This is a genomic window from Arthrobacter sp. NPDC056493 (genome assembly GCF_042795115.1).
In the GTDB taxonomy this organism is placed as follows: Bacteria; Actinomycetota; Actinomycetes; order Actinomycetales; family Micrococcaceae; genus Arthrobacter.
In genome coordinates, this window is record NZ_JBHTSL010000003.1 from 112,690 (window position 1) to 129,364 (window position 16,675).

A 16,675-nucleotide genomic window follows, 5' to 3' on the forward strand; every position below is an offset into this window, starting at 1 on the left:
GAGGACCAAAAACGACCCGAACCTGAGGCGGCCTAAAGCGCGCCCCGTGAGCCCAAACCCTGATAGCGGGCGGGAAACGATCCGCGACGCCGGAACGCGTCCTGCCCGCGAACGAAAGGATGCTTCATGGCTACGAAAGAAGCCCCGGAAACCAGCACAGCAAAGGCGGCCAGCGCGCCTGCCCCGGATGATGCGCGAAAGCCGGACAGTCCCACGGACGTGGACAAGCCGTCGTGGAAGTACATTTTCCGCAAGACCCTGCGTGAATTCACGGGTGACCAGTGCCCCGACCTCGCCGCCGGGCTTACCTATTACGCGATCTTCTCGCTCTTCCCCGCACTGCTCGCCCTCGTTTCGTTGCTCGGCATCTTTGGACAGGCAGAGAAGACGACGGCGGCGCTCCTGGAAATCGTCCAGGGCATCGCACCCGGGCAGGCGGTGGAGATGATCCGCGCCCCGATCCAGGAGCTCACCACCTCACCGGCTGCCGGCTTCACACTGTTCATTGGTCTCGCGACAGCCCTGTGGTCGGCTTCGGGGTATGTGACCGCGTTCGGCCGGGCGATGAACCGAATTTACGAAATTGATGAGGGCCGGGGCTTCGTCAAGCTGCGCGGCACCATGCTCGGCGTGACGCTGATTTCCCTGATCATCGTTGCGCTGCTCGCCGCAATGCTCGTCATCAGCGGTCCGGTGGCTGAAGCCGTTGGCAATGCCCTGGGGCTGGGCGGAGTGTTCCTGACCGTGTGGAACATCGCCAAGTGGCCGGTGATTGTGGCGCTGGTCATCGTGGTGATCGCCATCCTCTATTACGCCACTCCCAACGTCCGCCAGCCCAAGATCCGATGGATGAGCCTTGGTTCCCTCATCGCCCTGCTGATCTTCGTGGTGGCCTCGGTGGGCTTCGGGTTCTACGTGGGGAACTTCAGCAACTACAACAAGACGTACGGCGCCATCGGCGGCGTGATCGTCATGCTGCTGTGGCTCTGGATCCTGAACATGTCCCTGCTTTTTGGTGCGGAGTTCGACGCCGAGATGGAACGTGGCCGGCAGCTGCAGGCGGGCATCGAAGCCGAGGAAACACTCCAGCTTCCGCCCCGCGACACCAAGAAAAGCGACAAGCTCCAGGAGAAGGAAGAGGAAGACATCCGGCTGGGACGCGAACTGCGCGAGAAATACAGCGACCAGGCCGACGGCCAGGAGCAGAGCGACAGCAAAAGCAGCTGACCCGGGTCAGCTGCTCCGGAGGGCGGCAGCCGTTTCAACACCCAGCGCACGAAGGTAGGCGCCAAAACCGTGGGGCGCCCGGGCGACAGTACGCCCAGAGGTCAGTACACGGGTGGTGTCGGTGGCTGTGACGGCAAAGCCTCTTCGCCGCAACTGCTCCACCAGGGCGCGGTCCTCGGACGAGCGCAGCGGCGGGAATCCGCCAGCCTGGCGGTATGCCGAGGCGCGCACGCCGAGGTTGGCGCCATAAACATTGGCGTGCCCCTCCTCGAGCGGATGCCGGAGGCGCCAGCTGCGCACAAGCTCGGGATCCATCCCTGCGGAGTCGGGCTCCACGGAACCAAGCACCACGTCCCAGCCGGCATCCGCAATCTCCAGCTGGCGCACAAGCCAGTCCTCGGGAACCCTGGAATCGGCATCGGTATTGGCCAGCCAGGTGCGTTGCAGACGGCCGGCGCCAGCCTCCCCCAGGGCTGCCGCCACACCCGCCGCCCTGCTGGCGCCCGCGTTGCGGAACCTCCGGTGCAGCACCCGGACGCCGGTGCTTGGTCCGGCGCCTAATCCTGCCCACGACCCGGCAAAGCGGTCCGCTATATCCGCCGAACCATCGGTGCAGTGGTCCAGGACAACAGTGATACCCACGGCCATTGCGGGGTGATGCCGCCGCACCGTTTCAGCCGCGGCGCCGAGCGCGTGCAGGGAGGGTCCAAGATGGTGCTCCTCGTCATGGACCGGCATCACCACCTCCACCCGGTTGATCACCGGCCGGAAACTAGCCGGCGTCACGCGCGGCTCCCGGCCTGGAAGAGAGCGCGGCCGCTGGCGCGATGAAGGTTTCGAGGATGAAGTCCCGCTCGCGGTAAAAACCCGCGGGCGGCCACCCGAGCCGGCTCCGTGCCAGCGCGTGCACGGTGTCGCCGTCGAGCTCCCATCCGGAAACCGGATGCCTCCAGTGGCAGAGCAGCAGCGTTCCGCCCGGCATGAGGGACTCGGAGATCCGGGTGAAGAGCTCGTCCAGTTCGGCCGCCGCGAGGTAGTAGCCCATCTCGGAGACCACGATCAGGTCAAAGCTGCCCTCCGGCCACTGTTCCGGCAGGGTCAGCTGCATGGCTTCAGCGCCCGGGTGCCGGGCGAGCCGTTCGGCGGCCCGCGCCACGGCGGTGCCGCTGGCGTCCACGGCCAGGAACCTCCCGCAGCGCTGTGCCAGCTCCGCACCCAGGGTGCCGATCGAGCAGCCGGCCTCCAGTCCGGCGTCGTACTTCTGTTCAGGGAGCGCAGCGAGCGTCAGGCTGCGCTTGCGCTGCTCATACCAGGTGTCCTGGTACCTCCAGGGATCCTCGGCGCCGCGGTGCAGGTCGTCAAAGACGGCCTCGGCGTCCCGGGCGCTCCGCCTTCCGGTCACCGGCGGTTGCCAGGCGAAGACCTCAAAGGGCCGGGAGAAGTGCGCAAGAAACTGCTCTGACAGCAGCGCCTCGTCGCCAGGGCGGTCAGAGAGCGGCTGCAACTGGGAGGCATGGGCGTGCAGGGCCGCACGCTTGGTTCGCTGTTCACCGAAGCTCAGGGGCAGCCGCACCCAGTTCCGCCAGGCGATGTCCCCAGGCGTGGCCCACAGCCAGTACCAGATGGGATATTCCAGCAGCCCGTGACTTCCGGCTGCGGCGGCTTCCGCCGCCACGGATCCCAGGGTGTCGTGGTCGATGTGTCCGTCCGCGCGGTACGGGGCAACAATGACCACATCCCGATTTCCAATGACGTCCGCCAGGCGTTCGGCAATTATGGCGCGGTGCTGGGCCAGCCCGCTGTCCGGCAGGTTCAGGAACTGCCAGCGCTCAGCCAGCCCGAACGCGGCCATGGCGGCTGCGAACTCTTCCAGGCGGACGGCGGCAAGCTGCTCCGGGGTGGTGGTGGACGACCCCGGGTGGGACGCCTCCCCCGCCGAACACAGGAGCACCTCAACGTGTGCACCGGAGGACGCGAGGCGGGCAAGCAGCCCTCCGGCGCCGAGGGATTCGTCGTCCGGGTGAGCCACCAGGACAACGAACTCCGTCCCTGACAGCTCGGCGGAATCCAGCGGCAGTTCGCCGACCGTGCCAAGGCCGCCGGCTGCCCATGCATCTTCATGCGTGCCGGCATCCGCGTGCGAGAACGTCACCACGCGTGCTCCCCCTTGAGGGTGAGCACGCCCAGCTGGGCGTCGTCACGCGTGGCATGGTGCTGCCGCACGTAGAGGGACAGGTCAGCCATGCACTTGCCGTACCGTTCATCGAAGGCCAGTGGTCCGGGGCCCAGGTTCTGGCTCACCAGGAGCTGGACGCGTTCGACGGCGGCGGCAACAGTTCCCCGGACACGCAGCGCCTCGCTCCACCCGCCAACGGCACCGCTGAGCTGGACCGCACCTTCGGTGCTGGGCTCGCCGGCGGCCCCTTCCGGGCCGGATTCCGGGCCCGCCTGGGCGGCGCCGGTCTGGGCGGCGCCGGCCCGGGCAGCGTCCACGGCGTCAGCTGCGCGGGCGAGATACTGGCTGGTGGACGTCAGGATCCGGTCCACTTCGCCAAGGGCGGCGAGCGCTACCTGGTCGGGCTCGCGTTGTGACCTGGCGCCCCGCAGCAGCGCGGCTTCGAACAGCCGGCCGAGTGCCACGGCGCCGCCCAGCCAGCACGCGGCAACGCCCATGCCGCCCCACGCAAAGCCGGGTCGCTGGAAGTACCACCCGTCGCCGCCGAGCGGTACAGCCGGTACCCGGTCAAAGTGGACTGTTCCGCTGGGAATTTCGCGCAGTCCGCGGCTGGTCCATTCCGGCACGTCACACGTGACGCCGGCGGCCCTCAGGTCGACGGCAAAAGCGGCCCGGCCGCCCGTTTCGGCGTGCGCGGTCACCACGGCATGGTCCACAAACTGGGCCAGCGAGCACCAGGGCTTGGAGCCGGTCAGCTGTACAGCGGACGGTGATGCCGGCGCGGCCGTTAGCCGCGTGCCCGCGGCCTCGGCTGCGTACACTCCCCACGATCCGGTAAATGTTTCCGGTGTTCCCGCCTGGGACAGGATGGCGCCGGCATCCAGATGCGGCTCCAGGACCCTGGCGGCGGCCACGTCCACCGCTGCCACGGACGCCAGCAGTTCCCACAGCTGCACAGTCCGCCCGTCACCGGGCTTCGGCGCGGAACGGCCGGCCTGCTGGGCGATGGCCAGCAGCGCCGGGACGTCCCCCACGGCCGAGGCAACCCGGTCCAGCAGCTGCTGAACGTTTAGTTCAGGTTCGGCGTCAAGCCCAGGTCCGGTTTCCGGCACAGGTTCGACGCCGGTCTTCCCGGCCGGCGTCGGGCCGAATCGGACGGGCTGCCACTGGCGGTGCGGAGAGTTCATGCGGCGTCCACTGACTGTCGGGGGCGGGGCCGGGTCATGGCCGTGCTAGCCCTGTTCCGGGGCGGTCACGGACGCCGAGGCGGGCATCACTTCCGCGTTCACCATCCAGGCCAGCTGTTCCAGCCGGGTGATGGCCTCGTGCAGGAGGTCCGCGCTCGTGGGATCTTCTTCATCGACCTCATCGTGGACATCGCGGATGGTCTTGACCGTTTGTTCCAGTCTCGCGGTGATGAGCTTGGCGGTGTCCTTCGTGACGGTCAGGCCGGCAGGATACGGGTCCAGCCTGGTGCCGGACGAGACAGTGGCGCTGCGGCCGTCCGGAAGTGCATGCAGCGAACGCATGCGCTCAGCGGTCTGGTCGGCGAGCAGCCGGGCACTGTCCACGATTTCGTCCAGCTGCAGATGCAGGTCGCGGAAGTTGGTGCCCACCAGGTTCCAGTGTGCCTGCTTGCCTTGGACGTGCAGCTCAATCAGGTCGGTGAGGACCTTCTGGAGATTGCCGGCCAGAGTCTCGGATGCCTTCATGTCTTCCTCCGCTGCCGTCACCGATGCTTCTACGTGCCTGGCCGGCCGGGCAGCCCGCCAGGATGATTCCCAGCATACTTACCTTTTGCCTTCGGGTAAGGGACTTAGCGCTGCATCAACGGCCGACGGGCCACAGCACCGTGGCCCGCAGCGATTCCAGCGGCACGCTCCCGTAGGTGCGTGAATCGATGGAGCCCGCCCGGTTGTCACCCAGGACGAAGAGGTGGCCGGCGGGCACCTTAACCGGACCAAAGTAGGTGCCGTCGATGCGGCTGTGATCGATCCCCGGCTCGGCCTGCGGAACCCCGTCCACCACCAGCACCGAGTCCTCGATGGCAACGGTCTGGCCGGCGAAGGCAACGGCCCGCTTCACAGCAGGGTTCCCGTCCTCCGGGCTCGTGAACACCACCAGGTCTCCGGTTCTGAGGGTTCCCAGCGCCGGCCCCGGTTTGAACATCAGCACCGTGCTGCCCTTGGGCAGTGCCGGTTCCATGCTTTCGGAGCTGACCGTCACGGGCTCCACCAGCCACAGGCGGGAGGCGAGCAGACCGGCGGCCAGCAGCACCGCCGTCGTAATTGTTCTCCCCCGAAAACCCTGCCGGGCGGACCCGGCAAGGTTCTGGGTGACGGCTCTGCCCTCAGGGACTGCCCCGGATTTTGGGGTCGCCCTGTGCGCCGCTAGCCGTCCCATTGGGGCAGCGCCGCCGTCATGGGGTCGTTGGGATCGTTGTCGGTTTCCTTCAGCCCTACCCGGAACTGAACCATCATGTCGTGGTCCTCGTGGGGCAGGTTGTGGCAGTGCACCATGTAGCGGCCGCGGTGCGGACCGAACTTCATGAGCAGTCGGACCGTCTCGCCCTCGCCCACATAGACGACGTCCTTGGGCCCGAGTTCCTGCGGAAACGGTGCCTTGCCGTTGCGGCTCAGGATCTTGAAGTCCACGAGGTGGATATGCACGGGGTGGAACCAGCCGCCGGACCTGTTCTCGATTTCCCAGACCTCGACGGCGTCCAGGTCCACCTCCGCGGCCACCTTCTTGTAGCCGCTGGCAATGACGTCCTGCCAGCTGTCGTCGTCGATGGTCCACATGTTGGTGACGTCGTTCCGCTTGACCCGGAACTTCCGGACCTTGGTGGCCCGCTTCTCGGGCAACGCCATGACCTCGTTCGCCGGCGCCAGCTGGACGGGAACCGTGTTCCAGGTGGGGTCGCTGGTGTTGACGGGCTCGTCCGTGACGTCGAAGGCCATGACCTTGCTGGTGAAGTCGTAGTCAACGTTGTTCGGGTTGGACAGGTTGCGCAACTCGATCCGCTGGCCGGTCTTGTACTTGCGGAAATCGATGAGCACCTCGTACCGCTCTGCCCCGCCGTGCCGGTAGTTCGCCACCTTTTGCGCCGTGGGAATCAGGCCGCCGTCGGTGCCCACGATGATGAGCGGATCCCCGGTGCTCAGCGTGAGCCGCACGGACCGGGAAATGCTGCAGTTCAGGACCCGGAAACGGTAGATACGCTTTTGCACCTTCATGACCGGCCAGGGCTTGCCGTTGACCAGGATGACGTCACCCCACAGGCCAGAGTGCGTGTTGTCGTCATAGCCCAGTGCGCCGTTCGCGGCGAACATCGCATCGGAAATGATGAGCGGTACGTCGAAGTCGCCTTGCGGGAGCAGCTGCCGTTCCAGCGGATCGTGCATGTGGTACTGCGCGGCCAGGCCGGAGTAGGCATTCTGCGCGGTGAAGTGCACCCCGTGGTCGTGGTACCAGAGCGTGCGGGCCGGCTGGAAGTTCGGATAGTGGTAGTCCTTGAAGAAGCCAGGATGGGTCACGTCACTGGCGTATCCGTCGAACTGCGGAAGCGAGGCTGAACCGTGCAGATGCGTGGACGTGGAGAGCACGTGGCCGTCGTTCGGATGCGTTGCGGGAAGCTGGTTCCGGACCCGGACCACCGCCTTGGTGCCCTGGTCCAGGCTGATCGTGGGACCGGGGAAAATCCCGTTGTAGCCCAGGATCGGTGTTTGGAGCCGCGGCAGGATGGACGCCATGGCTGCCTTCTCGGTCAGGGTGTAGTAGTTGACGGGCTTGCCGTCGGCGGGGTCCACCTCCACCTTGTCCGCAGCCAGCACCGGCGGCTTCACGAACGCCGACTGAAACGGTTTGGGCATCTCTGCGCTGCTCAGCCTGCTGGCAGACTTGGCCTCCACCTCGCCCCGCGGGAGCGAAAGGGCGCTTGCTCCAACAACGCCGAGGCCACCCAGTAGCAGGACATTTCGTCTGGACACGGTCATTACCGGGCCTCCTTTCGATAGGGATGGTTCGAGACCAAATGGGATAGTTCGAGGATGTCCCGGCCTACTTGGAAAAAGCCGGATCAGGCTGGGAGCAGTGGGGGTTCTGAGGGAGCACCCTCAATTGGGCCCCCTCAAATCGATGGTCTAATTCGGCTTCCCCACCCGAAGCCCGCAGCATTCCGGGGTGGTTGCAGGGGACGCACCCGAACTTGGGGCCGTTCAGGCGCCGCTCCCCACCGGCTAAATCCGACCTTTGCCCAAGGTGCCGCGTCCACTCTTGACGCAGTTGGGAACGCACCTCCCGGCTTGGCCTTGAAGGTATTGGGGGCCACAAATCGAGTGTCCAAAAAGGAGTTACCATGTCTTCGCATTCCGCGATGAGGCCTTTGATGCCTGACGGAGCCAAGCGCTCCCGGCCAGCGCAGGTTAGGCCCCTCACTACCGCCGGGCGCTTTGCCCCGGCCGTTGCCGGCGCACTTCTTGCCGCCGCCCTGTCACCCATCGGCGCTGTTCCCGCCCACGCGGAAACGGCCGGAATGGGCCCGGTTGACCCCGCAAACGGGTTCCCCACCTGGTTTTCGGACGGTACCGTCCGGCTGCAGTTCTGCTACCAGGGCGGGCAGGGCTGCCTCTCTGAGCCGCCTGACCCAAGCGCGCCGGCGTCCTACCCGGACAACTTCCCGGAGGAAGCCTTCTGGTTCGGAGCCGAGGCTTCGGCGGGCAACCTGCGCCTGTACGAGGCTGCCCTCGAGGGCGCCCATGTCAACGGAGCCGTGGTCGACGGCGAACAGATGGGCTTCGGACGGCTACGGTTCCGGCTCAACGGCCTGACGCCGAACGCCAGCTACAGCATCACCCACCCCTATGGCCTCCACACCTTCACGGCGGACGCTACCGGCGTGATCAACCAGACCCTGGACCAGGGCATCTGCGCACCGTCCGCCACCACTCCGTGCGACTGGGCCGGCGTCGGCGCTGCCTTCCTGGGGGACTTTGGCAGGGGTACGACCGCGACCTTCCTCCGCCAGGAGGGTGCTGCACCGGGCACCCTCGGTGACATCAATACTGCGCGGACAGTCACTGGCGCCCCCTCGGGCAACAACTTCGTGCGCGTCGTCGGCCCGAATGCCGGCGGAGCCGGGGTCAACACCCTCACCGTGAACACTTTCACGGTCCAGGGCCTGATCGCGACCGATTCCGTTGGAGGCCCGAATACGCCCGACCTGGCTGCGGCCAGTGACAGCGGTCGGTCCAACACGGACAATATCACCAGGGTGGCAACGCCTACCATCACGGGCACGCTGCCGGCGGGAACCGCCGGCCCCGTTCAGCTCATTGTCGACGGCGGCGCTCCCCGGGCGGCCACGGTTACCGGCTCCTCGTACTCACTGACGCTGCCGGCGCTGGCCAATGGCCCCCACTCCGTGCAGGCTGTGGCCGGCGGACAGAATTCCGGGACCCTCAGGTTCACGGTGGACACAATTGCTCCCCCGGTGTCGATCGTGGCACCGTTCCCGTCCACGCCCAGCCTGGACAGCACCCCGACGCTGAGCTTCACGAGCAGTGACCCGCAAGCCCGGTTCGAATGCCAGCTCCAGCCCACCAACACGGTCTGGGATCCGACCTGCGCTTCCCCGAAGACGTGGGACGGACAGGTCAGCGGAACCTACAACTTCCTGGTCCGCGGCACGGACGTGGCCGGCAACGTCAGCCCACTGGCCAGCCGAAGTGTGCAAATCGGCACCACCGTCACCGCCCCGTACCGCAAGGTGCAGGACTTCAATGGTGACGGCCGGGCGGACATCGTGTCCCGCGATTCCACCGGAACGCTCTGGCTCTACCGCGGCAACGGAACCGGCGGCTTCCTCGCGAGGACCAAAGTCGGCACAGGCTGGAACTCGATGACGTCGATCATCAGCGCGGGTGACTTCAACAATGACCGCAAGGCAGACATCATCGCCAGGTCCTCCACCGGCCTGCTCTACCTCTACAAGGGCAACGGACTCGGCGGCTTCTCGGGCCGGACCCAGATCGGCATCGGGTGGAACTCCTTCACCAGCCTCAGCGCCGGTGGGGACTTCAACGGCGACCGCAAACCTGACCTTGTGGCCCGCGACGCCGCCGGTGGGCTCTTCGCCTACCTCGGCGTCGGTAACGGCGGCCTCTCAGGCCGGATCCAGATCGGCAGCAGCTGGAACACCCAGAACACCATCCTGCCTACCGATTTCAACGGTGATGCCAAGACCGACATCGTCTCCAGGGACGCCGCCGGCAGCCTCTGGCTGTACCGGGGCGACGGTGCGGGCGGGTTCCTCGCCCGGGTCCAGATCGGCGCCGGCTGGGGCGGCTTCAGCTCCCTGGTGGCTCCCGGCGACTTCACCGGTGACGGCAGGGCGGACATCATCGCCCGCGATACCCGGGGAAGCCTGTTCCTCTACCGCGGCAACGGATCCACCCTCGTCAGCAAGGCTGCCGCCGGTACCGGCTGGAACGCGATGAGCTCGATCCAGTAGTTGCCGCAGCGATAAGAGCGCCCAGCAAGAAGAACACCGCCCGTGTACATCCAGTACGCGGGCGGTGCCTCGCTGTGGGTGGGACAGGTCTGGGGGCTGCCTACGGACGGCGCAGCTCCCGCATGGCATGGCTAGCGGATCACGGCCAGCGCGAAGCCGTCCCAGCCCTTGGACCCGACGGTCTGGATGACAGTGGCGTCCAGCCGGCTATCCTCACCCATCATCTTCAACGCAGCGATGATTCCGGGGGCGTTGACTTCATCCATGGACGGGTCCAGCGCCACACCCTCCCACACGACGTTGTCCATCACGATGCTCGTTCCAGCCCTGCCCAGCCGCACCGCCCACTCCAGGTACTGCGGGTTGTTTTCCTTGTCCGCATCGATGAAGACGAAGTCGAACGGGGGGGCACCTTCGGCTTCGAGGGCGGCGAGCGTGTCCAGGGCAGCGCCTGTCCGGATTTCCACCTTGTGGCCCACTCCGGCCGCGTCCACGTTGGCGCGGGCCACATCGGCGTGTTTCTGGAGGTATTCACACGTCACCAGCCGGCCGTCGTCGGGCATTCCCTGTGCCATCCAGATGGTGCTGAACCCGGCCAGCGTGCCGATCTCCAGCACCCTGCGGGCACCGGATGCCGCCACCAGCAGCTTCAAAAGCTTTCCGGCGTTCGGGGTCACCTCGATTGGCGGCATTCCGGCTTCCTCGGCGGACCGGACGGCGCGCTGGACGGCATCGTCGGGGTGGACGACGACGTCGGACAGGTACTCTTCTACGGCCGCCCACTCGGGCCGCGGCTTGTGCTCAAACATGGGCACAGTCTTCCAGCAAGCAACCGGCCGGGCCAGATTCCCGTCAGTCGCCTTCGGCCCGGGGACCGTCCAGGGCGCCTTCCAGGCGCTCGACTTTCGCGGTGAGCTCGCCGGAATAGCCGGGCCGGATGTCGGCCTTGATCACCAAGGACACCCTGCTGCCGAATTTCCCCACGGCCTCGGTGGCGCGCTTCACCACGTCGAACACCTCATCCCATTCGCCTTCGATGGTGGTGAACATGGAATCCGTCTTGTTGGGCAGCCCGGACTCCCGGACAATCTTGACGGCAGCCGCCACGGCGTCATGCACTGATGCGTCCCCGGCCCCCGCCGCAGCGTAGGCAGGATCAGCGGGAATACCGGAAGGGGCGACTGAAAATGCAAGCAACATGGGTCCAGTCTGACACGGCCGAATGTGGCGCCCGGAACGTGTTCTGTGTCATATTCGGCGCTACCAACGGGTAACGGAGTCAGGCTGACACAGCGTTGCTAACCTTGGATTCATGAACCTCGCAGTAGAGCGCAAGCCACTCCGTGCTGACGCTGCACGCAATGTGGACAAGATCATTAACGCTGCCCGCGAGTGTTTCCGGCAGTACGGCCCGGACGTTCCGCTGCAGACCATTGCCGCAACGGCCGGAGTGGGTCCAGCGACGCTGTTCCGGAATTTCTCGGACAAGGAACAGCTCGTTTTGGCAGCCCTCAACCGCCAGCTCCGGCTCAATGTGGACCCGGTCATCGACGTCGCCCTTGCGGGCAGCGATGCGGCCGAGGGCCTGTTCCGGGTTATCGACGCAGTGATGACTGCAGCCAGTGACAATGCCAACCTGCTCGGCGCCGTTGCCGGCCGGCGGGACTTGCTCACCGGCATTACGGGAAGCCTGATCGAGTCTATTGGCGTGCTCCTTGACCGCGGCCAGGACCAAGGCACCCTGCGGGTGGACATCTCACTGACTGACATGGTGCGGCTGCTGGCCATGCTGATCGGCGTGGTGGACACCATGGAGCCCGGCTCCGACGCCTGGCGCCGGCCGGCTGCCCTTGTGGAGGACGCGATCCGTGCGGAACGGCCCATCAGGCCGCTGCCTCCGCAGGTGCCGCTCCCAGGCTCGCAGTTCGAGTAGCGCCCGCAGTTCGAGCAGCGAGCGCAGTTCGAGTAGCGCCTGCAGTTCGAGCAGCGAGCGCCGTTCGAGCAGGCGTGGCAGTTCCAGTGGCGGGGCGGGTCCGGAATGACGGACCCGCATATTCCGCACAACGCCCGTGCACAGTAAGCTGGGCACACCGGCGGGTTAGGAAGTCAGCCTCGGGAAGTTCCATATATGGAGCACACCATGTCATTCCCTGCACGTGTTCAATTCAGATCGGCCGTGGCACCATGAACCGCTCACAGCTAGCGCACTTCATGAAACATTCAACGGATCCTGAAACGACATTAACCGCGGCCTCCACCGATGAGCTCAGCATCATCGTGGACGCGCTCTACCGGAACCTCGATACGCCGGCCCCTGTGTTCGGCGCCCAGGACTGGTATGACCTGGCCACCGAAGAACTCGCACGGCGGTCCGCACCCCTTTCCCCGGACGCTTACGGCGCCGCGTAGCTGCGCATCGCCCTCACCTGCGCGGCTCCGGCCGGGCCGCCAAGGCGTGCAGGGCCGAAGCCAGGCACTCACTCATGGCTTGAAGCGCGATCAACTGCGCTTCCCGCACCTGGGGCTTGGGCGAATTGATGCAGATAGCTTCATCGGCCGCCTGGGCCAGCGGGTTGGGGGCTGCCCCGGTCACGGCCCAAACGGTGGCGCCGACTGCCCGCGCTGCCGCCGTCGCCTCCAGCAGGCCATGACGGTGCCCGCTGGCGGAGACCGCCAGAAGAATGTCGTTGGAACGGATATGGGCGCGCACCTGGCTGGCAACCTCGTCCGCGTGCCCCTGCGCAATTTCGATGGCACTGACCGGCGCAGCCCCTGCTGACACGCCGGGCCGCAGTGCGATGACGGAAAACGGCTGGCGCTCACCCGCATGGCGCCCCAGCAGCTCCGCGGTAAATTGCTGCACCTCCGCCGCCGAACCGGCGCTTCCGGCTGTGACCAGGCGGTTCCCGGAAAGCAGGCGGCGGGCCAGTTCCTCGCCCCAGCCGGCCAGGCGCGAGGATTCATTCCGCAGCGCGGCTACCGCAGGCCCTACCTGCCGAAGGTGCTCAAGGACGATGTCCACCGGGGCTTTCATTTCGAACGGCGCGTCCGTGGCGCGGGTTCGGGACAGTCTGCTGACGGCCTTCATTTTTTACCACTCCTCTTCATTCGAGGATACAACGGCTGTGATCCACATCACTCTTACGACGACGATGCCCGGCTGGCCGTTCCGGCCGGCTGGCAGTTTCAAGCGGCTCAGTTCAGCCGGCTCAGTTCCAGCCAGCCAGCCGGAGCAAGGCAGCGGCTCCCGCCCCTGCCAGCACAACCACCAGGAAGGGCGCCCGAAGGAACAGGGCCGCGGCAGCCGCAGCCAAGGCGCCAAGCCGGGCATCCAGAACCAGTGCCTGCCCGCTGGCCAGGGTGTTGACGACCGTCAGGGACGCCAGCAACCCGATGGTCATGGTTCCGGCTATCCGGGACATTCTGGGGTTCTGCAGCAGGCTGGCCGGGAGAAGGTAGCCCACCAGTTTCCAGGCATAGGCGAAGAGGCAGGCGAGCAGCAGCCACACCCACAGACTCACTCGGCACCTCCGGAGTTGGTTCCGTTGTCCGTGTGATGACCGGGGCCCGGCTGATGGCCGGGACGCGGGTGGTGGCTGGGACGCGGATGATGGCTGGGATGCCATTCCGCGTAGGGGTCGATATCCGGTTCAAGCCCTTCGTCCTGGCGCCCGTGGCTAACCCAGCCGATGGCGGCCGCCACCACTGCGGCAATGAGGATGGGGACGCCTGCCGGGACGAACGGCACAGCCAGCACCGTTGCGAGGGCACAGACGACGGCGATCGCCACCGGCTCCCGTCCCTTCAGCCGCGGCCAGAGCAGGCCTAGGAAGGCCGCCACGGCTGCGCCGTCGAGCCCCCACTGCCTGGGGTCCCCCAGCGCACCTCCGGCGAGGGCACCCACTGCGGTGAAGAGATTCCAGAGTACAAAGATCCCGATGCCCGCGGCCCAGAAGCCCCTGTGCTGCTCGTCAGGATCCGACTGCCCGGTACTTGTGGCCGTGGACTCGTCGATGGTCACGTGGGCGGCGGCGTACCGGCGCCACCCCTTCGGCCGGAGCAGCACGTTGAGCTGCATGCCATAGATGCCGTTGCGCATTCCCAGCAGGGTGGCGGCCCCCATGGCGGCAAGACCCGAGCCGCCGCCGGCAACCACCCCGATGAACGCGAACTGGGAGCCGCCGCTGAACAGCAGCAGGCTCAGCGCCATGGTCTGCCAGAAGTCCAGGCCAGAGGTCACGGACAGCGCACCGAAGGACACTCCGTACAGCCCGGTGGCGACGCTGATGGACAGGCCAACACGGACCGCAGGGGAACGCAGGAGCTTCGGGGGCCAGGTGATGGGCATGCCACCACTCAATCACAGCGGCGGCTGGGCCCGGGCTGCGGCCGACGTTGCCGCCATGGCCGGCTGCTGGAGCTGGGCCAGGACCTGCGCCGGCCGGTTGGTGGTGATTTCCTGGATGCCGAGCCTCCGGCACAGCGCCACGTCGTCCTCGTCGTCCACCGTCCAGACCCGGAAACGCCGGCCGTCATCCAGCCAGCGCCTCACAGTACCGGTGTGCCGGCGGATGTAGTCGATGCCGGGCCCGGCAATTGCCACTTCGCCGTCGTTGAGAATCCGCTCACCCTCCAGCTGTGCGGCCTTCATCACGTTGGCCACAGCACTGCCCGTGAAAGGCCCCAGCCCCAGTTCCTCGCGGATTCCGGTGACGTTCACGTCATCCACGAGCTGGCAGAGGAACTCCCCCGGGACGGCCTTGCGGAGGTGCCTGACAGAGTCGGGGCTGAAGCTCATGAAGGTCACCCGGATGTTGCCCAGCCTGGATGTTGCGGCGTCCCAGCCTTCCTCGCGCAGCACCTCCAGCACCCTGTCCTCCAGCTTCAGCTGGTAGGGGCTGGGGTGCTTCAGCTCGATGGCCAGCCCGATCTCCCGCCCGGCAGCCCGGAGCAGATCCAGCAGGTCTTGCAGGGTCAGGAACTGTTCGGACCTGGGCCCGTAGGCCTCGGGGATCCGGACGCCCTTCCAGGATGAAAAATCCAGCAGCCGCAGCTGGTCGACGGTCCGTTCGGCCACAGGACCCGTGCCGTCCGAGGTCCGGTCCAGGTTCGAATCGTGCAGCAGGACCACGTGCTGGTCTCGGGTCAGGTGCACGTCGCACTCGACGCCGTCCGCGCCGTCGGCGAGCGCCCGGAGGTAGGCGGCACGGGTATGCTCGGCGAAATCCGCGCTGGCACCACGGTGGGCGTAGACCAGGGGACGGGTTAGGGCTGACTCGTCGGCTGTCATGGTCACACGTTAGCCGACCGCGGCCGGCATAGCGGGACTAGGCTTGGCACATGCAGGTGAACTCTGAGCCAACCACCCAGCAAGATGCGGCGGAGGAACGGAAACTCCCGGAAAGCCCCGAACGGAACGGCGGACGGGCGGGCCGCACTCCGGCGCGTCCCGCCGTCGTACGTGAGCCCGCGGCGGGCGACGCCGAAAAGGCGGCCGCGCTCCGGAAGATGAAACTGGTGGCCCTCTGCCTGCTCATCGCCATGGCCGTGGTGTTCGTCGTCGCCTTCGCGCTGCAGAAACAGTACCCGTGGCTGGAGTACGTCCGGGCCGCGGCGGAAGGCGGCATGGTGGGCGCCCTGGCCGACTGGTTCGCGGTGACGGCCCTGTTCCGCTATCCCATGGGGCTGAAAATCCCGCACACCGCCATCATCCCGCGCCGCAAGGACCAGATCGGTGCGTCCCTGGGCGAGTTCGTGGAGACCAACTTCCTCTCCGAACAGGTGGTCCAGGACAAGCTGGCCAGCATCAACATCTCCGGCAAGGTCGGGAGCTGGCTGTCGGGCCCGGGCGGCGCCGAGCGCGTGGCCAAGGAGGGCGCCGCCGTCATCCGGGGCACGTTCAAAGTGCTGAACGACGACGACGTCCAGGCCGTTATCGAGGGCATGGTCCGCAAACACCTCCTGACACCCCCGTGGGGACCGCCCGTGGGACGCATGGCCGAGCGGATCTTCGCCGACGGGCACCACCACAAGCTGGTGGACCTCCTCGTGGACCGGGCAGCGGACTGGGTGGCCGCAAACCACCAGACGGTCAGCCGGCTCGTCACGGAGCGGTCCCCGCAATGGGTGCCCAGCTTCGTGGACGGCCTGGTGGGCGACAAGGTCTACATCGAGCTGCTGAAATTCACCCGCGCGGTCCAGGACGACCAGCAGCACCAGGTCCGGCTGTCCATCGACAAGTACCTGACGGACCTGGCCCAGGACCTGCAGCACGATCCCGCCATGATCGCCCGCGCGGAGGGCATCAAGGCCCAGGTGCTCGGTGATCCTGAGGTCCGGGAGCTGGCGTCCCGCACCTGGGCCACCATCAAGGGGGCACTGCTCACCGCCGTCGACGACCCCGACAGCGAGCTGACCGTGAAGTTCAAGGCGGCTGTCCGCGATTTCGGCACCCGGCTGGTCAACGACGAAGAGCTGGCAGGCAAGGTCAACGCCTGGATCGGTGACGCCGCAGGCTATCTGGTCCGCACGTACCGGTCGGACATCGCAGCGGTGATCACGGATACGGTGGCCCGCTGGGATGCTGAGGAAACCTCGCAGAAGATCGAGCTCCAGGTGGGCAAGGACCTGCAGTTCATCCGGATCAACGGCACAGTGGTGGGGTCCCTCGCCGGGCTCGCCATCTTCACGGTGGCCCACCTGACGTTCGGCTGACGGGCCGCCGGGCGGCCGGTCCGCCCGGCCAACCGCCGGCTGACCGG

General features: G+C 66.8%; 17 protein-coding genes. 5 read left to right on the forward strand and 12 right to left on the reverse strand.

Annotated features, from left to right (window positions below; all coding sequences use genetic code 11):
• Positions 1-126: 126 nt before the first annotated feature.
• Positions 127-1,227, forward strand: a complete 1,101-nt coding sequence (locus ACFQ50_RS02225; protein WP_377993894.1) for a YihY/virulence factor BrkB family protein — start codon at positions 127-129, stop codon at positions 1,225-1,227.
• Between the two features lie 6 nt (positions 1,228-1,233).
• Here the strand turns inward: ACFQ50_RS02225 and ACFQ50_RS02230 are convergent, their stop codons facing one another.
• The 6 genes from ACFQ50_RS02230 to ACFQ50_RS02255 form a co-directional block, all read right to left on the reverse strand.
• A complete protein-coding gene (locus ACFQ50_RS02230; protein ID WP_377993895.1) occupies positions 1,234-2,013 on the reverse strand; it encodes a glycosyltransferase in 780 nt (259 codons plus the stop codon).
• Complete coding sequence (locus tag ACFQ50_RS02235) at positions 2,000-3,382, reverse strand: PIG-L family deacetylase (protein WP_377993896.1); 1,383 nt, start codon at positions 3,380-3,382, stop codon at positions 2,000-2,002. The genes ACFQ50_RS02230 and ACFQ50_RS02235 overlap by 14 nt, the downstream gene beginning before the upstream one ends.
• Entirely contained in the window at positions 3,376-4,590 is a 1,215-nt protein-coding gene (locus ACFQ50_RS02240; RefSeq protein ID WP_377993897.1) for a hypothetical protein, read from the reverse strand. The genes ACFQ50_RS02235 and ACFQ50_RS02240 overlap by 7 nt, the downstream gene beginning before the upstream one ends.
• A 45-nt stretch (positions 4,591-4,635) precedes the next feature.
• Positions 4,636-5,115 carry a Dps family protein gene (locus ACFQ50_RS02245; protein WP_377993898.1) on the reverse strand — a complete coding sequence of 160 codons (480 nt, stop codon included), beginning with the start codon at positions 5,113-5,115 and terminating at the stop codon, positions 4,636-4,638.
• 115 nt (positions 5,116-5,230) lie between these two features.
• Complete coding sequence (lepB, locus tag ACFQ50_RS02250; RefSeq protein ID WP_377993899.1) at positions 5,231-5,680, reverse strand: signal peptidase I; 450 nt, start codon at positions 5,678-5,680, stop codon at positions 5,231-5,233.
• Between the two features lie 113 nt (positions 5,681-5,793).
• Positions 5,794-7,398 (reverse strand): multicopper oxidase family protein, encoded by a 1,605-nt coding sequence (locus tag ACFQ50_RS02255; protein ID WP_377993900.1) that lies wholly within the window; start codon positions 7,396-7,398, stop codon positions 5,794-5,796.
• 362 nt (positions 7,399-7,760) lie between these two features.
• Between ACFQ50_RS02255 and ACFQ50_RS02260 the strand changes: the two genes are divergently transcribed.
• Positions 7,761-9,914 (forward strand): FG-GAP-like repeat-containing protein, encoded by a 2,154-nt coding sequence (locus ACFQ50_RS02260; protein ID WP_377993901.1) that lies wholly within the window; start codon positions 7,761-7,763, stop codon positions 9,912-9,914.
• Between the two features lie 131 nt (positions 9,915-10,045).
• Here ACFQ50_RS02260 and ACFQ50_RS02265 read toward each other — a convergent pair whose 3' ends face one another.
• Positions 10,046-10,723, reverse strand: a complete 678-nt coding sequence (locus tag ACFQ50_RS02265) for an O-methyltransferase (RefSeq protein ID WP_377993902.1) — start codon at positions 10,721-10,723, stop codon at positions 10,046-10,048.
• 43 nt (positions 10,724-10,766) lie between these two features.
• Positions 10,767-11,114 (reverse strand): MTH1187 family thiamine-binding protein, encoded by a 348-nt coding sequence (locus ACFQ50_RS02270; RefSeq protein WP_377993903.1) that lies wholly within the window; start codon positions 11,112-11,114, stop codon positions 10,767-10,769.
• 112 nt (positions 11,115-11,226) lie between these two features.
• On the opposite strand from ACFQ50_RS02270, the gene ACFQ50_RS02275 reads away from it, so the two are divergent.
• Positions 11,227-11,847 (forward strand): TetR/AcrR family transcriptional regulator, encoded by a 621-nt coding sequence (locus ACFQ50_RS02275; protein WP_377993904.1) that lies wholly within the window; start codon positions 11,227-11,229, stop codon positions 11,845-11,847.
• 278 nt (positions 11,848-12,125) lie between these two features.
• Positions 12,126-12,323: a hypothetical protein gene (locus ACFQ50_RS02280; RefSeq protein ID WP_377993905.1), complete on the forward strand. Its 198-nt coding sequence runs from the start codon at positions 12,126-12,128 to the stop codon at positions 12,321-12,323.
• A 13-nt stretch (positions 12,324-12,336) separates the two neighbouring features.
• On the opposite strand, the gene ACFQ50_RS02285 is transcribed toward ACFQ50_RS02280, so the two are convergent.
• The 4 genes from ACFQ50_RS02285 to ACFQ50_RS02300 all read right to left on the reverse strand — a co-directional run bounded on the left by ACFQ50_RS02285 (position 12,337) and on the right by ACFQ50_RS02300 (position 15,204).
• Positions 12,337-13,002 carry an SIS domain-containing protein gene (locus ACFQ50_RS02285; protein WP_377993906.1) on the reverse strand — a complete coding sequence of 222 codons (666 nt, stop codon included), beginning with the start codon at positions 13,000-13,002 and terminating at the stop codon, positions 12,337-12,339.
• Positions 13,003-13,123: 121 nt separating this feature from the next.
• Entirely contained in the window at positions 13,124-13,435 is a 312-nt protein-coding gene (locus ACFQ50_RS02290; RefSeq protein ID WP_377993907.1) for an AzlD domain-containing protein, read from the reverse strand.
• Entirely contained in the window at positions 13,432-14,262 is an 831-nt protein-coding gene (locus ACFQ50_RS02295; protein ID WP_377993908.1) for an AzlC family ABC transporter permease, read from the reverse strand. The genes ACFQ50_RS02290 and ACFQ50_RS02295 overlap by 4 nt, the downstream gene beginning before the upstream one ends.
• A 12-nt stretch (positions 14,263-14,274) precedes the next feature.
• Positions 14,275-15,204 (reverse strand): glycerophosphodiester phosphodiesterase, encoded by a 930-nt coding sequence (locus tag ACFQ50_RS02300; protein ID WP_377993909.1) that lies wholly within the window; start codon positions 15,202-15,204, stop codon positions 14,275-14,277.
• A 50-nt stretch (positions 15,205-15,254) separates the two neighbouring features.
• On the opposite strand from ACFQ50_RS02300, the gene ACFQ50_RS02305 reads away from it, so the two are divergent.
• Positions 15,255-16,628, forward strand: a complete 1,374-nt coding sequence (locus ACFQ50_RS02305; RefSeq protein WP_377993910.1) for a DUF445 domain-containing protein — start codon at positions 15,255-15,257, stop codon at positions 16,626-16,628.
• Positions 16,629-16,675: the final 47 nt, after the last annotated feature.

What these genes read in the sequence shown, in the direction of transcription:
- ACFQ50_RS02225 (WP_377993894.1), top strand. Translation starts at nt 127, where the DNA reads ATGGCTACGAAAGAAGCCCCGGAAACCAGCACAGCAAAGGCGGCCAGC.
- ACFQ50_RS02240 (WP_377993897.1), bottom strand. Translation starts at nt 4,590, where the DNA reads ATGAACTCTCCGCACCGCCAGTGGCAGCCCGTCCGATTCGGCCCGACG.
- ACFQ50_RS02245 (WP_377993898.1), bottom strand. Translation starts at nt 5,115, where the DNA reads ATGAAGGCATCCGAGACTCTGGCCGGCAATCTCCAGAAGGTCCTCACC.
- ACFQ50_RS02255 (WP_377993900.1), bottom strand. Translation starts at nt 7,398, where the DNA reads ATGACCGTGTCCAGACGAAATGTCCTGCTACTGGGTGGCCTCGGCGTT.
- ACFQ50_RS02260 (WP_377993901.1), top strand. Translation starts at nt 7,761, where the DNA reads ATGTCTTCGCATTCCGCGATGAGGCCTTTGATGCCTGACGGAGCCAAG.
- ACFQ50_RS02265 (WP_377993902.1), bottom strand. Translation starts at nt 10,723, where the DNA reads ATGTTTGAGCACAAGCCGCGGCCCGAGTGGGCGGCCGTAGAAGAGTAC.
- ACFQ50_RS02270 (WP_377993903.1), bottom strand. Translation starts at nt 11,114, where the DNA reads ATGTTGCTTGCATTTTCAGTCGCCCCTTCCGGTATTCCCGCTGATCCT.
- ACFQ50_RS02275 (WP_377993904.1), top strand. Translation starts at nt 11,227, where the DNA reads ATGAACCTCGCAGTAGAGCGCAAGCCACTCCGTGCTGACGCTGCACGC.
- ACFQ50_RS02280 (WP_377993905.1), top strand. Translation starts at nt 12,126, where the DNA reads ATGAAACATTCAACGGATCCTGAAACGACATTAACCGCGGCCTCCACC.
- ACFQ50_RS02285 (WP_377993906.1), bottom strand. Translation starts at nt 13,002, where the DNA reads ATGAAGGCCGTCAGCAGACTGTCCCGAACCCGCGCCACGGACGCGCCG.
- ACFQ50_RS02295 (WP_377993908.1), bottom strand. Translation starts at nt 14,262, where the DNA reads ATGCCCATCACCTGGCCCCCGAAGCTCCTGCGTTCCCCTGCGGTCCGT.
- ACFQ50_RS02300 (WP_377993909.1), bottom strand. Translation starts at nt 15,204, where the DNA reads ATGACAGCCGACGAGTCAGCCCTAACCCGTCCCCTGGTCTACGCCCAC.
- ACFQ50_RS02305 (WP_377993910.1), top strand. Translation starts at nt 15,255, where the DNA reads ATGCAGGTGAACTCTGAGCCAACCACCCAGCAAGATGCGGCGGAGGAA.